The organism is Micromonospora sp. WMMD956 (assembly GCF_029626125.1).
Classification (GTDB): domain Bacteria; phylum Actinomycetota; class Actinomycetes; order Mycobacteriales; family Micromonosporaceae; genus Micromonospora; species Micromonospora carbonacea.
The window spans coordinates 5,171,301-5,186,939 of the sequence record NZ_JARUBI010000005.1 but is presented as its reverse complement, the minus strand read 5'-3'; the positions used below and the strand labels follow the sequence as shown (position 1 = coordinate 5,186,939).

The 15,639-nt window shown below is 74.9% G+C and carries 5 protein-coding genes and 1 CRISPR repeat array (2 of these 6 running past the window's edge); of the genes, 1 reads left to right on the top strand and 4 read right to left on the bottom strand.

Features of this window, described 5'->3' with window-relative positions; all coding sequences use genetic code 11:
• A CRISPR array of direct repeats spans window positions 1-1,133; the repeat unit is 28 nt; unit sequence GGATCACCCCCGCGTGCGCGGGGAACAG (it extends 115 nt beyond the left edge of the window).
• 312 nt (window positions 1,134-1,445) lie between these two features.
• Window positions 1,446-1,571, bottom strand: a complete 126-nt coding sequence (locus O7628_RS23080; protein ID WP_278133573.1) for a hypothetical protein — start codon at window positions 1,569-1,571, stop codon at window positions 1,446-1,448.
• A gap of 83 nt (window positions 1,572-1,654) precedes the next feature.
• Here O7628_RS23080 and O7628_RS23075 point away from each other — a divergent pair, with 83 nt between their 5' ends.
• Complete coding sequence (locus tag O7628_RS23075) at window positions 1,655-1,987, top strand: hypothetical protein (protein WP_278133572.1); 333 nt, start codon at window positions 1,655-1,657, stop codon at window positions 1,985-1,987.
• A 72-nt stretch (window positions 1,988-2,059) separates the two neighbouring features.
• On the opposite strand, the gene O7628_RS23070 is transcribed toward O7628_RS23075, so the two are convergent.
• The 3 genes from O7628_RS23070 to O7628_RS23060 form a co-directional block, all read right to left on the bottom strand.
• Window positions 2,060-2,479, bottom strand: coding sequence for a hypothetical protein (locus tag O7628_RS23070; protein ID WP_278127552.1), 420 nt, complete (start codon window positions 2,477-2,479; stop codon window positions 2,060-2,062).
• Window positions 2,476-3,309 carry an IS5 family transposase gene (locus O7628_RS23065; RefSeq protein WP_278127551.1) on the bottom strand — a complete coding sequence of 278 codons (834 nt, stop codon included), beginning with the start codon at window positions 3,307-3,309 and terminating at the stop codon, window positions 2,476-2,478. The genes O7628_RS23070 and O7628_RS23065 overlap by 4 nt, the downstream gene beginning before the upstream one ends.
• 281 nt (window positions 3,310-3,590) lie before the next feature.
• Window positions 3,591-15,639 carry the 3' end of a type I polyketide synthase gene (locus tag O7628_RS23060; RefSeq protein ID WP_278133570.1) on the bottom strand. Its footprint extends 17,981 nt past the window's final position, so 12,049 of the gene's 30,030 nt are visible here — the last part of the coding sequence; the start codon falls outside the window, past its right edge; the stop codon is at window positions 3,591-3,593.

The window sequence follows — 15,639 nt, the reverse complement described above, 5'->3', positions numbered from 1 at the left end:
GGAATGCGGATCACCCCCGCGTGCGCGGGGAACAGAGGCCGATACCCCGGCGGATGATTGCGTGGACCGGATCACCCCCGCGTGCGCGGGGAACAGGGCTTCCGCTTGTGCCCCTGTCCCACCCACTCGGGATCACCCCCGCGTGCGCGGGGAACAGTACCGGCGGACGATGAGCCGGTAGCCCATCCCGGGATCACCCCCGCGTGCGCGGGGAACAGGCAGGCGTCGTGATCGGTGGCTGCGGCTGGGCGGGATCACCCCCGCGTGCGCGGGGAACAGGGCGGAGCCAGCGCCGGCTACCACCGCGCCGGCGGATCACCCCCGCGTGCGCGGGGAACAGCGCTTCCGGGCGTCCACCGGAGGTCCAGAAGCGGGATCACCCCCGCGTGCGCGGGGAACAGCGTGTCCAACCCGACCAGCCCGTTCTGGCTCGAGGATCACCCCCGCGTGCGCGGGGAACAGGCCGCGGCGATCGCCCGCAGCTCGCCCTTCTCGGGATCACCCCCGCGTGCGCGGGGAACAGGACGTCGGCCTCGCCGGCTACGTCGGCGGCATCGGATCACCCCCGCGTGCGCGGGGAACAGGTCCGGTCGTCGCAGATGGTGGCGCAGGCGGCGGGATCACCCCCGCGTGCGCGGGGAACAGTCTTCCCTCTGCCGGTCTGCCTCGGGCCCGAACGGATCACCCCCGCGTGCGCGGGGAACAGGGCATGCACCCCATCCACGGCGTGATGGTCACCGGATCACCCCCGCGTGCGCGGGGAACAGGCCAACGACTCCAACCCCGACTCCATCCAACTGGGATCACCCCCGAGCGCGCGGGGAACAGTCGGTTCCGAACCCGCCCGCTTGTCGCCATGACGGATCACCCCCGCATGCGCGGGGAACAGGGGAAGTGAAGCGGTTGGTTGCGCTTGATGATGGGATCACCCCCGCGTGCGCGGGGAACAGATGCCGTCGCAGCCGGGCGTGTATCCGGTGGTGGGATCACCCCCGCGTGCGCGGGGAACAGGACTCGGCGAGCATCGGCAGCTCGGCGGCGGCAGGATCACCCCCGCGTGCGCGGGGAACAGCTATTCCGGCGGTGTCACCCTGATCGACACCGAGGATCACCCCCGCGTGCGCGGGGAACAGACTTCCTGACCTGGGCCGCTAAAGATCAACAATGCTGATTTCATTCACTTGCCCGCTCAAGATCCTCCTCGCCCGTACCGCCCGGTTGCCGATAAGCAAAGCACCCCTGACGCTCCGCGCACAACGCACCCCGCCCCCGCTCCTGCCATCCCCACCACCCACGACCGCCACCGTTCGGCAACTTCATCCTGGAGTCGTTGCCCCCCGCCGGACGCAGCCCTAACCCAGGCCACCCGGCAAGGGGCGGCCTAGGGTCTGCCCGTCTTCCCCCACTCCGGCCGCCAACGGCGGCTCACCAGGCCGTCGAGTCGGTCAAAGGGCTCCACCCAGGTTGCCGTCGGGGCCGCCCAGCTCCCGGCGGATGAAGCCGAACAGCTCGGCGTCGCTGGCCCCGTCGAGCGTCGGCGTCACGGGCGCGCCTGCGGAGCGTCGCCTCATGCGGGTCAGGATGGGCTGCGCCGGCCAGCCGGGATCGTGATCAAGGATCGGCGGCTTGAGCAGGGTGTCGATATCATGCCCGGATGGGTAGATTCCTTGCACTCTTCAACGGCGCGGCTGATGAGGTCGGCAAGGCCGAACTCAGCGAACAGCAGCAGAGTGACTTCCTTGAGGCCTGGGCGTCATGGGCGCAGGCCAACGAGAAGGCTCTCGTCGACCCCGGTGCTCCGTTGAACGCGAAGAAGCTGGTCACGGTACAGGGGGTCGAGGACTTCACCGACGCCATGATCGGCTATGCCGTCGTGGAGGCGGGCTCGCACGATGAGGCCGTTGAGATCTTCTCCGGGCATCCGCACCTGGGGCTGTACGCCGGAAACTCGATCGCGGTCCTTGAGTGTCCGGCTCCGCCTGGCTGATCTCAGAGGGTGGTTCGGGAGGCTTTGTCCGATGCGGGTTTGACGGTTCGTTAGCGGCCCTGGTGGTGGGGGTTACGCGGACGCCGTCGGCGGGGCCAGGGTGAACAGTCCGGCCTCGGGTTCGGTGAGGATCTGGCGGGCGACGAGGCGTTTGAGCTTCGCGCGGAGATTCTCGGTGTCCTTCGCGGTGGTGCCGGCGGCGAGGGCCTGGCAGATGTCCTTGGCGCGCATCGGTGCGTTGGCGCCGTGGAACACGGCGAGGATCTGTTGGTAGGCGGGGCTGGCGACGGTCGGGTCAGCAGGTGCCGCCGGATCGAGTGGGCCGCCCAGGCTCAGGAGCGTCTTGCGGGTGATGGCGAGTTCGGCGACCTCGGTCTCGGCCGCGGTGAGCTGCTCGTCGAGGGAAGCGATCTGGGCGCGGAGCCGCTCGACGGCCAGGCCGGCGGCGTTCTCGCGTTCGGTGAGCAGGGCCAGCAGCGTCGGCTGCGTCACCGTTGGTCGCGCCAGGACGTGGTGGCGGTGCCGGTCAACCGGCGGATGAGGTTCGCCGTCGAGGCCCACCAGGTGCGTGACACCGCGGAGGCGGGTCGGCTCTCGTACTCGCGGACCAGACGGCGGTGCAGCATCAACGTGCCGTTGGTCTGCTCCACCACCCACCGGCGCTTCACCGGCACGAACCCGGCCGTCGTGTCGGACCGCAGGACCTGCTCGACATCGATACCTCGGACCGCGCCGTGGATCTGCACGTCGTCTTTGAACCCGGCATCGACCCACGCCTTGGTCACCGTCGGCGTGTGCGCGAGGACGTTGTCCAGCAGCCTCACACCGATCGCATTGTCGGTGACCGACGCCGCGGTGACCACCACCGCGATGATCAACCCCAGCGCGTCCACCGCCAGGCCCCGCTTACGGCCCGGCACCTTCTTCGCCGCGTCCTTGCCGGTCGTCGCCGCCGGGACGTGGTTGGCCGCCCGAATCGACTGAGTGTCCAGCACCACCGCGGTCGGATCCTCCCGACGGCCGGCCTTCTCCCGCGCCTGACACCGCAGCAGATCATGAATCACCTGGTCAGTGCCGTCGTCACGCCACTGGGCGAAGTAGTAATACGTCGCGGACTTCGGCGGCAGATCGTGCGGCAGGTACGCCCACTGACAACCCGTCCGGTTCTGGTAGAAGATCGAATTCACGATCTCCCGCAGCTCGTAGCGACCCTGATGCCCCGACACCGACGGATGCCGGTCCTTCCACGCCTGCAGGAACGGACCCACCACCGCCCACTGCTCATCGGTCAGGTCACTCGGATACGCCGCACGCTCACCCATGATCAGCCCAACGCCGGCCGGACCTACCGGTTACGACCACGGCTCACATTCACATGCCAGCCCAAACCCATATTGGACGAAAGCTACCGAACCACCCTCTCAGGCCGGAGCCTCGCTGTCGGGCGCGTGACTTCGTTCGGGGCCTGATGGGGAAGGGCCGGCACGCCGTCGGACAGTTCATGGCCGATGCGGCGGGCCGGCCCGTCTGGACCCCAGCGGCATTGCCCAGGTGCCGTCGATGACCTGCGTCATCTCGGCACCATCAGGCGGCCCGAATCGGTTCAGAAGCCTCCACCCATGGTGCCGTCGGGGCCGCCCAGCTCCCGGTGGATGAAGTCGAACAGCTCGGCGTCGCTGGCCGCGTCGAGCGTCGGCACCACGGGCGCATCGACCGACGCGGGCCGGTCGTCGCCCCAGCGGGCCAGGAACGCCTGCATCTGCACCAGCAGCTTCTGCCGGGTGAGCTGGTCGGGCGCGCTGGCGGCGAACAGCCCGTCCAGCTTCTCCAGCTCGGACAGCAGCCCCTCGGTGGCCGTCGCCCCGTCGGCCACGACGAGCGTACGCAGGTGGCGGGCCAGGGCCAGCGGCGTCGGGTAGTCGAAGACGACGCTGGCCGGCAGGGTCGCCCCGGTGGCCGCCCGGAGCCGGTTGCGCAGCTCCACGGCGGTCATCGAGTCGAAGCCGACCTCCCGGAACGCCCGCCCCGGGCCGAGGTCACCGGCGTCGGGCAGGCCGAGCACCGCCGCCGCCTGGGCGGCCACGAGGTCGACGAGCACGGCGTCGCGTTCGGCGTCGGTGAGCGGGCGCAGCCGCTCCCGCAGCGCGTCGGCGGCCCCGTCGTCGGCAGGTTCGGCGCTGTGCAGGCCGCGCAGCGCCTCCCGGGCCTCGGGGACCTCCCCGAACAGCGGGCGGGTCCGCACGGCGGCGATGGCCGGCACGAACCGGTCCCACCGTACGTCGGCCACCACGACCTGCGCGCCGTCGGCGACGGCCTGCCGCAGCGCGGCGGTGGCCAGGTCGGGGGCCATGCCGGGCAGGCCGCGGCGGCTGAGCTGGTCGAGGTCGGCGTCGGCGAGCCCGTCGGCCCAGGGGCCGAACGCCACCGACGCCACCGGCAGCCCGGCCCGCCGCCGGTTCTCGGCGAGGACCTGGAGCAGGGCGTCGCCGGCAGCCTGGCCGGACCTTCCGCCGGAGCCCCACACCCCGGAGGTGGAGGAGCAGAGCACCAGCGCGCCGAGGGCCGCGCCCTCCAGCTCGTCGGCGTAGCGGGGGATGTCGCCGACGGTGGCGACGAGGTCGGCGGCGAGGCCGGCGAGGGTCAGCTCCGCCAGCGGCGCGGTGCCGGTGTCGGCGGGCACGTGCAGCAGCGCCGTCACCGGCCTCCCGTCGGCGGCGAGCTGCGCCATCCGGTCGGTGAGCTTCCCGCCGGCCGGCTGGTCCAGGGGCACCACGGCCGCGCCCTGCCGGCCCAGCCAGGCCGTCGCGTGGCCGGCGACGGTGCCCGCCCCGCCGGTGACGAGGACGGTGCCGTGCGGCGTCCAGCCGCCGCCCGTACCGTCGGCCGGGTCGGTGGCCCGGACCAGCCGCCGCGCGTACGCGCCCGAGGCGCGGACGGCGAGCTGGTCCTCCCCCTCGGTGTTGGTGAGCGCGGCGACCAGCGCGGCGGCGAGGTCGGCGGTGACCGTGCCGGGCAGGTCGACGAGGCCGCCGACGTGCCGGGGGTGTTCCAGGGCGGCGGCCAGGCCGAGGCCCCAGGTGGTGGCCTGCCACGGCCGGGCGGCCGGCGCGTCGTCGGTGGCGACGGCACCGGCGGTGGCCAGCCACAGCGGCAGCGGCGCCTCGGCCGGCAGGCCGGTGTGCGCCTGCAACAGCAGCAGGTTCGCCGCGAGGCCGGCGGGCAGGGCGTCCTGCCCGGGGTGCGGGGCCTCGTCGAGGGCGAGCAGGGACAGCAGCCCGGTCGGCTGGTGCGTGGCGCAGGCCAGCGCCAGGTCGGCGGCGAGGCCGTCCCGGTCGACGGCCGCCGGGTCCACGGTGAGCAGGTGCACGGCCGCCCCACCGGCGCGCAGCGCGTCGGCGACCGCGTCGGCGGCCTCCCGGGGCGGCGCGACGAGCAGCCAGGTGCCCGGGTCGGCGGCGGTGAGCCGCTGGGGCCGCCAGGTGACCCGGTAGCGCCAGCCGGCGATCGTGTCGTCCTCGTGCTGGCGGCGTCGCCACGACTCCAGCTCCGGCAGGAGGTCCCGCAGCGGCTGGCTGGTGTCGATGCCGAGCCGGTCCAGGTCGCCGTCGGTGACCGCCCGCCAGAACGCGGCGTCGGCCCGGTCCGCCCCGCCGGCCGGCGACGCGGTGAGGGTGGGCCAGTAGCGCTGCGGCTGGAACGCGTACGTGGGCAGCTCCGGCAGGTCGCGCGGGGCGGGCCGGGGGCCGGCGAGCGGGGCGAGCAGCGCCGCCCAGTCGAGGTCCCGGCCGGTCGCGTAGCGGGTGGCGAGGGCGGCGAGCAGCGCGGTCGGCTCCGGCACGCCGGCCCGCAGGGCGGCCACGGCGGTGGCGTCGTCGGGCAGCAGCTCCGCGTTCATCGCGGTGAGCACGGCGGCGGGGCCGATTTCGAGGTACGTGTCGACGCCCGCCCCGCGCAGCGCGGCGATCCCGTCGGCGTAGCGGACGGCCTCGCGGACGTGCCGCACCCAGTAGTCGGCGGTGCGCAGGTCGTCGCCGTCGGCGAGCGCCCCCGTCACGTTGGACACGACCGGCACCAGCGGCGCGGCGAAGGTGAGCGTCTCCAGGGTCGCGCGGAACTCGGCGAGCATCGGCTCCATCAGCGGGCTGTGGAACGCGTGGCTGACCGTGAGCCGGCGGGTGCGGACGCCCCGGTCCCGCCAGGTTCGCTCGATCTCGTCGAGGGCCCCGACAGCGCCGGAGACGACCACGGCCGACGGGCCGTTCACGGCGGCGATCCCGACGTCGGCGCGACCGACGATGGACTCCGCCACCTCGGCCTCGGCCGCGTTGACCGCGAGCATCCCGCCCCCGGCCGGCAACGCCTGCATCAACCGACCCCGCGCCGCAACAAGGGCACACGCGTCCGCCAGCGACAACACCCCCGCCACGTGCGCGGCCGTGATCTCGCCGACCGAGTGGCCGCCCACGAAGTCGGGCACCACCCCGAACGACTCGACCAGACGGAACAGCGCCACCTCGACCGCGAACAGGCCCGCCTGCGTGAACACCGTCTGGTCCAACAGGTCGGCGTCGCCGGTGCCCGCATCGGCGAACAACACCGACTTCAGCGGCTGCGGCAGCAGCGGATCCAGGTGCGTGCACACCTCGTCCAACGCGGCGGCGAACACCGGGAACGCCCCGTACAGCTCCCGACCCATCCCGGCACGCTGCGCGCCCTGACCGGAGAACAGGACGGCGGTGCCGCCCGTCGCCGTCGGGGCGGGCCCGACGAGGGCGGTATGGGTGCTGCCGGCGGCGAGGGCCCGCAGCGCCGCGAGGCGGGTCTGCGGGTCGGCGGCGACGACCGTCGCCCGGTGGGCCAGGTGCGCCCGGCCCTCGGCCAGCGCCCAGGCCACCGCCCCGGCCTCGGCCGCACCGACAGCGACCGTGCCGGCGTCGGCCGTACCCTCGCCCGGGGTTGCCGGGTCGGAGCCGGCCGGGGTTGCCGGGGCGGCGAGCCGGCGGGCCAGCCGGTCGGCCTGGTCGCGCAGCCCGGCGGCCGTGGCGGCGGAGACCGGCCAGGGCAGCGCCGCGCCGCCCGCCGCCGACCGCCCGGCGAGGCCGGCGGACCCGGCGGGCTCGACGGACGCAGCGGGGTCGACCGGTTCCTCCGCCGGTGCCTGTTCGAGGATCACGTGGGCATTCGTGCCGGAGATGCCGAACGACGACACCCCGGCCCGGCGGGGGCGGCCGTCGGCGTCCCACGGGCGGGCCTCGGTGAGCAGCGCCAGCGGGGACGCCGCCCAGTCCACGTGCGGGGACGGCTCGTCGGCGTGCAGGGTCGCCGGCAGCGTGCCGTGCCGCAGGGCGAGCACCATCTTGATCAGGCTGGCCGCGCCGGCCGCCGCCTGGGTGTGCCCGATGTTCGACTTCACCGAGCCCAGCCACAGCGGACGGTCGGCGGGCCGGTCCGGCCCGTACGCGGCCGTCAGCGCCTGCGCCTCGATCGGGTCGCCGAGGGTGGTGCCGGTGCCGTGCGCCTCGATGGCGTCGACGTCGGCCGGGGTGAGCCCGGCGTTGGCGAGGGCCTGCCGGATGACCCGCTGCTGAGCGGGCCCGTTGGGGGCGGTGAGCCCGTTGGACGCGCCGTCCTGGTTGACGGCGCTGCCGGCCACCACGGCCAGGATCCGGCGGCCGTCGCGGCGGGCGTCGGAGAGGCGTTGCAGGAGCAGGACGCCGACGCCCTCGCCCCAGCCGGTGCCGTCGGCGTCCGCGCCGAACGCCTTGACCCGCCCATCGGCGGCGAGGCCGCGCTGCCGGGAGAACTCCAGGAACGCCCCCGGCGTCGACATGACGGTCACGCCGCCCGCGAGGGCCAGGTCGCACTCGCCGGACCGCAGCGCCTGCGCCGCCAGGTGCAACGCGACCAGCGACGACGAGCACGCCGTGTCGACGGTGACCGCCGGCCCGTGCAGCCCGAACGAGTACGCCAGCCGGCCGGACACCACGGACGCGCCGTTGCCGGTGGCCTGGTAGCCCTCCACCTCGGAGCGGGCGCCCAGCAGCAGCGTCGCGTAGTCCTGCCCGTTGGTGCCCATGAAGACGCCGGTGGCGGAGCCGCGTACCCGGTGCGGGTCGATGCCGGCCCGCTCGAACGTCTCCCAGGTGGTGTGCAGCAGCAGCCGCTGCTGCGGGTCCATGGCCAGGGCCTCGCGGGGGTTGATGCCGAAGAACGCGGCGTCGAAGTCGGCCACGGCGTCGAGGAAGCCGCCGCTGCGGGCGTAGCTGGTGCCCACCCGGTCCGGGTCGGAGTCGAACAGGGCGGCGAGGTCCCAGCCCCGGTCGGTGGGCATCGGCCCGATCGCGTCGCCGCCGTCGAGCAGCAGCTCCCACAGCTCCTGCGGCGACGACACCCCGCCGGGGAAGCGGCAGGCCATCGAGACGATGGCGATGGGCTCGTCGGCCGCCGGCCGGGCCGCGACCAGACCGACCGCCGGGTCGGCGTCGGCCGCGCCGGCCACCAGTTCCGTACGCAGGAACCGGGCCAGTTCCGCCGCCGACGGGTGGTCGAAGACGACGGTCGACGGCAGGGTCAGCCCGGTGGTCCGGCCCAGCCGGTCCCGCAGTTGCACGGCGGCGAGGCTGTCGAAGCCGAGTTCCCGGAACGCCCGGCCGGCGGGCACCTGGTCGGTGGAGTCGTGCCCGAGCACCGCCGCCGCCTCGGCGCGGACCAGGTCGACCAGCAGGTTCTCCTGGCCGGTGGCCGGCAGCGCGGCGAGCCGCGCCCGCAGGCCGCTGGTGGCGGCGTCGGCCTCCGGCCGCTGCGCCTCGACGGCGGGGGCCGGGGCGACCCGGTCGAACAGGCGGCTCGGCCGCGCCGCGGTGAACGCGGCGACGAACCGGGACCAGTCCACGTCGGCGACGACCGGCGCGGGCTCGGCGGCATTGACCCAGCGGCCCAGCGCCGCGACGGCGGCCCCGGGGTCGAGGGGGGTGAACCCGCGGCGGCGCAGGCCCTCGGCGGTTTCCCCGGCGGCCATGCCCTCGGCCGCCCACGGGCCGTAGGCGAGGGCGGTGGCGGGCAGCCCCTCGGCCCGGCGGGCGGCGACGAGGGCGTCGAGCAGGGCGTTGCCGGCGGCGTAGCCGGCCTGGCCGCCGCCGCCCCAGACGCCGGCGACGGACGAGAACACGACGAACGCGTCGAGGTCACGGCCCCGGCAGGCGGCGTCCAGGTGCAGGGCCCCGAGCACCTTCCCGGCGAGGGTCGCCGACAGGTCGGCGGCGGTCACCTCGTGCGCCGGGACGGCCCCGCCGGCCGCGCCTGCGGTGTGCACGACGGCGGTGAGCGCGGGCAGCCCGGCGACGAGGGCGTCGACGGCGGCGGCGTCGGTGACGTCGCAGGCGACGACCCGCACCGCCCCGGCCAGCTCCTCGGTCAGCTCGGCGGCACCGGGGGCGTCCGGGCCACGCCGGGACGCCAGGACCACCTCGGCCGCACCGTTGGCCAGCAACCACCGGGCGGTGTGCCGGCCCAACGCACCCGTACCACCGGTGACCAGCACCGTCCCCGACGGACGCCACCCCGACCCGACCGGCGGCGCGGCGGGCACGAGCCGCCGGCCGAAGACGCCGTTGCGACGGATCGCCACCTGGTCCAGGGTGCCGTCGGCGAGCACCGCGACAAGCGCGGCGCGGGTGCTGCGGTCGGCGCGGGCGGGCAGGTCGACCAGCCCGCCCCAGCGGTCGGGCTGTTCCAGGGCAACGGCGCGGCCGAGGCCCCAGGCGAGCGCCGCCCAGGTGTCGGCGGCCCGCTCACCGGCCGTGACCGGCAGGGCGGCGCGGCTGAGCGCCCACACCCGGCCGGGCAGGCCCGCGTCGGTCAGCGCCTGGACGAGCGCGAGCAGCGTCGCCGTGCCGGCCGGCACGCCCGGCGCGTCGGGGAGGGCCTCGTCCTGCCGGGGCAGCACGCACAGCACGCCCGCCCAGCCGTCCACGCCGGTGCGGCGCAGCCGCTCGCCCAGCTCAGCCCGGTCGGGGGACGGCGGGGCGGTCAGCGTGTCGACGGCCGCGCCGGCCTCGGTGAGCGTCTTCGCGACGCCCGCGTCGGTGCCGCCGCCGACGGTGACGACGAGCCACCGGCCGGTCAGCCCGGCCGCCGGGGCGAACCGCGCGGGCTCCCACCCGATGCGGTACGACCAGCCGTCGAGCGTGGTGTCGCGGGTGCGCGCCTGCCGCCACTGCGACAACGCGGGCAGGGCCGGGGCGAGGGCGTCGAGGGCGGTGTCGTCGCCGAGTTGGGTGGCGAGGGCGGTCAGGTCGCCGCGTTCGACGGCGGCCCAGAACTCGGCGTCCCCGCCACCGTCGGTGTCCTTGCGGGGGCGCGGCAGAGCTTCGGGCCAGAACCGCTGGTGCTGGAACGCATACGTCGGCAGGTCCACCCGCCGCGCCCCCGTGCCGGCGAACCACTGCCGCCACGACACCGGCACCCCACCGACGTGCAACTCCGCCAGGGCAGCCAGCAGCCCGGTCGCCTCCGGCCGGTCCCGACGCTGCACGGCGACCGTCAGCACACCCTCGTCACCCGGCAGCACGTCGGCCGCCAGGGCCGTCAACACGCTCTGCGGCCCCACCTCCAGGAACGTGTCCACACCGGCCTTGCGCAGCACGGTCACCCCGTCGGCGAACCGGACCGCCTCGCGGACGTGCCGCACCCAGTAATCCGGGGTACGGATCTCGTCGGCGTCGGCCAGGGCCCCGGTCAGGTTCGACACCACCGGCAGCAACGGCGCGGCGAAGGCGAGCGTCTCCAGGATCGCCCGGAACTCGGCCAGCATCGGCTCCATCAACGGACTGTGGAACGCGTGACTCACCGCCAACCGGCGCGTCCGCGCACCCCGCTCCCGCCACACCCCCTCGACCTCGTCCAGGGCCTCAACGGCACCCGAGACGACCACGGCCGACGGGCCGTTGACGGCCGCGATCCCGACATCGGCCCGACCGGCAATCGACTCCGCCACCGCCTCCTCGGCCGCAGCCACCGCGAGCATCCCGCCCCCGGCCGGCAACGCCTGCATCAGGCGACCCCGGGCGGCCACGAGCTGACACGCGTCCGCGAGGGACAACACCCCCGCCACGTGCGCGGCCGTGATCTCACCGACCGAGTGCCCGCCGACGAAGTCCGGCACCACCCCGAACGACTCCACCAGCCGGAACAGGGCCACCTCGACCGCGAACAGACCGGCCTGCGTGAAGACGGTCTGGTCGAGCAGTTCGGCCTCAGTCGTGCCCGCCTCCGCGAACAGCACCGGCTTGAGCGGCTGCGGCAGCAGCGGATCCAGGTGCGCGCACACCTCGTCCAACGCGGCGGCGAACACCGGGAACGCCCCCGCCAGCTCCCGACCCATCCCGGCACGCTGCGCGCCCTGACCCGAGAACAGGACCGCGAGCTGACCGCGCTCGGCGGCCGTGCCGGTGACGATCGCTGCGGAGGGGTCGCCGCCGTCGAGCGCCCGTAGCGCGGCGAGCAGCCCGTCCCGGTCGGCGACCAGGGCGACGGCCCGCTGCTCCAGGGTGGGACGCGTCGTCACCGACGACCACGCCACGTCCAGCGCGGCAAGCGACCCGTCACCGGTCAACCACCGGGCCCACCGACCCGCCTGACCAGCCAACGCCGCATCCGTGCGGGCCGACAGCAGCACCGGCACCACCGGCGGCGTCACCCGCTCCACCACCACACCCTCGACAACCTCCACCGGAGGCTGCTCGATGATCACATGCGCATTCGTCCCCGAGATCCCGAACGACGACACCGCCGCCCGACGCGGCCGGTTGACGACCGGCCACGGCGTCGCCTCAGTCGCCAGCACAACCGCCCCCGCAGCCCAATCGATGTGCGGCGACGGCTCGTCCACGTGCAGGGTCGACGGCACCACCCCATGCCGCATCGCCAACACCATCTTGATGATCCCGGCGACACCAGCCGCCGCCTGCGTGTGCCCGATGTTCGACTTGACCGACCCGAGCAGCAGCGGGGTCTCACGGTCCTGGCCATAGGTGGCCAGCAGCGCCTGCGCCTCGATCGGATCACCCAGCGTCGTGCCCGTGCCATGCGCCTCGACCGCGTCCACATCAGCCGGGGTCAGCCGCGCGTTGGCCAGAGCCTGCCGGATCACCCGCTGCTGCGAGGGGCCGTTCGGGGCGGTGAGGCCGTTCGACGCACCGTCCTGGTTGACGGCCGTACCCCGCACCACGGCGAGGACCCGGTGCCCGTTACGCCGGGCGTCCGACAGCCGCTCAACGAGCAGCATCCCGACGCCCTCCGACCAACCCGTCCCATCAGCGGCGGCAGCGAACGACTTGCACCGCCCGTCCTGCGAAAGCCCCCGCTGCCGGGAGAACTCGATGAACGTGCCGGGGGTGGCCATGACGGTGACGCCGCCGGCCAGGGCCAGGTCGCACTCCCCCGACCGCAGCGCCTGCGCCGCCAGGTGCAGGGCCACCAGGGACGACGAGCACGCCGTGTCGACGGTGACCGCCGGCCCCTCCAGGCCGAACGTGTACGCCACCCGCCCCGACAGCACACTGCCCGACGTGCCCGTACCCACGTAGCCCTCCACCTCGGCGGGCAGGTCCATGAGGCGCGTCGCCCAGTCGTGGTACATCACGCCCGCGAACACGCCGGTGCGGCTGCCCCGCAGCCGGACCGGGTCGACCCCGGCGGACTCGAACGTCTCCCACGACGCCTCCAGCAGCAACCGCTGCTGCGGATCCATCGCCAGGGCCTCCCGGGGCGAGATGCCGAAGAACCCGGGGTCGAACTCCGCCGCGCCGTAGAGGAAGCCGCCGTTGCGGGTGTAGGAGGTGCCGCTGTTGTTCGGGTCCGGGTCGAACAGGGTGTCGAGGTCCCAGCCCCGGTCGACGGGGAACTCGGAGATCCCGTCGCCTCCGTCGGCCAGCAGCGCCCACAGGTCGTCGGGGCTGGCCACCCCGCCCGGGTAGCGGCAGGCCATGCCGACGATCGCGATCGGCTCGTCGGTGTCCTTCGTCGCGCTGGCGACCAGGTCGGTCGCCGACTGGCGTACGCCGGCCAGCTCGGACCACAGGTGCTCGGCGAGCACGGCGGGGGTCGGGTAGTCGAACACCAGCGTCGAGCCGAGCCGCAACCCGGTTGCCGCGTTGACCCGGTTGCGCAGGTCCACCGCCGTCAGCGAGTCGAAGCCCAGCTCCCGGAACGCCCGGTCCGCCGGCACCGCCTCCGCGCCTCCGTGCCCGAGCACCTGCGCGACGAGGCCACGGACCAGGAGCACGAGTTGCGCCCGGCCTTCGTCCTCGGTGAGGGCGGCGAGCCGCTCGGCCCACCCCCCGCTGCCCTGCCCCGCCTGGCGGCGGCTGGTGGTGCTCGCGCCGACGAGGGTGCGCAGCATGGGCGGCACCACGCCACCGGAGGCGGCGGCCCGCAGGGCGGGCACGTCGATGGTCGCCGGCACCAGGGCAGCACGGTCCGCCGCGAGGGCCGCGTCGAACAGCTCCAGACCGGTGGCCGCGCTCATCGGCGTCAGACCCGCCCGCGCCGACCGCGCCCGATCCGCGTCACCGAGCAACGCCGCCATCCCGTCGGTGTCCCACATCCCCCACGCCAGGGACACCGCCGGCAGACCAGCCCCCCGCCGGAACGCCGCAAGACCGTCCAGGAACGCATTCCCCGCCGCATACGCGGCCTGACCCGGCGAACCGAGCACCCCCGCGATGGAGGAGAACACCACGAACAGGTCCAGGTCCAGACCAGCCGTCGCCTCATGCAGGTGCCACGCCGCGTCCACCTTCGGCGCAAGCACAGCCGCCAGCCGTTCCCCGGTGAGCCCCTCGACGAGCCCGTCGTCGAGCACCCCGGCCGTGTGCACCACCCCGGCCAGCCGACCACCGTCGGCGGCGAGCCGCCCGACCAGGGCACGCACGGCCTCGGCATCCGTCACGTCACACGCCGACACCTCCACCGACGCGCCCAGCCCCGACAGCCGCCCCACCAGCTCATCCGCGCCGGCAGCGGCGGCACCCCGACGCGACACCAACACCAACGACCGCACCCCGTGCGTCTGCACCAGATGCTCCGCGACCAGAGCGCCCAACGCGCCCGTACCACCGGTCACCAACACGACACCGTCGCCCAGCGGGGCAACCGCCGGCACGTCAGGCACCGACGCGCGCACCAGACGCGGCACCCACACCCCGCCCGAACGCACCGCCACCTGACCACCGACGGCGGCATCGTCGAGGGCGCCGGCCAGCACGGCCGGCAGTTCGGTCGCGCCGTCGTCGTCGGCGTCCAGGTCCGCGAGGACGATGCGGCCGGGGTGTTCCGACTGGGCCGAGCGGAGCAGGCCCCACACGGCCGCGCCGGCCAGGTCGGTCACCCGGTCACCGTCGCGCGCCGCGACCGCGCCCCGGGTGACGACGACGAGCCGCGTGTCGGCGAGCGCGTCGGCCGCCAGCCACGCCTGCGCCGCGCGCAACGCCTCCGACGCGACCGCCCGCACCACATCGGGGGCGGCGTGGGCGGCGGCGACCGGCAGCACGAGGGCGCGCGGGGCGTCGGCCCCTGCGGCCACCGCCGCCAGCAGGGCCGCCACGTCGGGGTACGCCGCCAAACGGCCCTCGCCCGCCGGCGCGTCGAGGAACCCGGTCATGGTGGTGTCCTCGGGGACGAGCAGCGCCCAGCCAGCGGGGCCACCGGTCGGGGCGACCTCGGCGGCCTGCCACACCACCTCGAACAACGACCGCGACGCCGCACCCGCGACACCAACCCCGGTCAACTCCCGCAGCGCCAGCGAATCCACCGACACCACCGGCGCACCCGACTCGTCCACCGCAACCAGACGGACCCCGGAACCGACCCGGGTCAACCGCACCCGCAGTGCCCGCGCACCCGACGCGTGCACCTGCACACCCGAGAACGCGAACGGCACCCGCGCCGCCGACGCCTCCTCACCGAGCAGCAACCCGATCGGGTGCAACGCCGCATCCAGCAACGCCGGATGCACCCCGAACCCGCCCGAGCTTCCCACCTCATCGGGCAGGGCCACCTCGGCGAACACCTCGCCGTCACCGGCCCACACCCGACGCAGACCACGGAACACCGGCCCGTACACCAGACCAAGACCCGCCAGACCCGCGTACCAGCCGGACAGATCCACCTCCGACACACCCACCGGCGGCCACGCACCCAGCACCGGCTCCTCGGCGGAGGCTGCCGCCAACACGCCCTCGGCGTGCCGGACCCACCCGGCATCGCCGTCGCGTCGGGAGTAGACGGTCACCGGCCGCTCCGGCGCGTCGGCGGGGCCGTCGACGCGTACCTGGATGCGCACGCTTCCCGTGTCGGGCACGACCAGCGGCGCGGCCATGGTCAGCTCCCGGAGCCGGGGCAGCCCCGCCTCGTCGCCGGCCCGGACGGCCAGCTCCACGAGCGCGGTGCCCGGCACGAGCGTCGCGCCGGAGACCGCGTGATCCGCCAGCCACGGGTACGCGGCGAGGGACAGCCGGCCGGTGAGCACCACCTCGTCGTTGCCGGCCAGGTCCACGGACGCGCCGAGCAACGGGTGCCCGGCCTCGCCCAGCCCGGCCCCCGACACGTCGCCGGTCCGGGGCCGGCCGGAGTCGGGCCAGTACCGCTGGTGC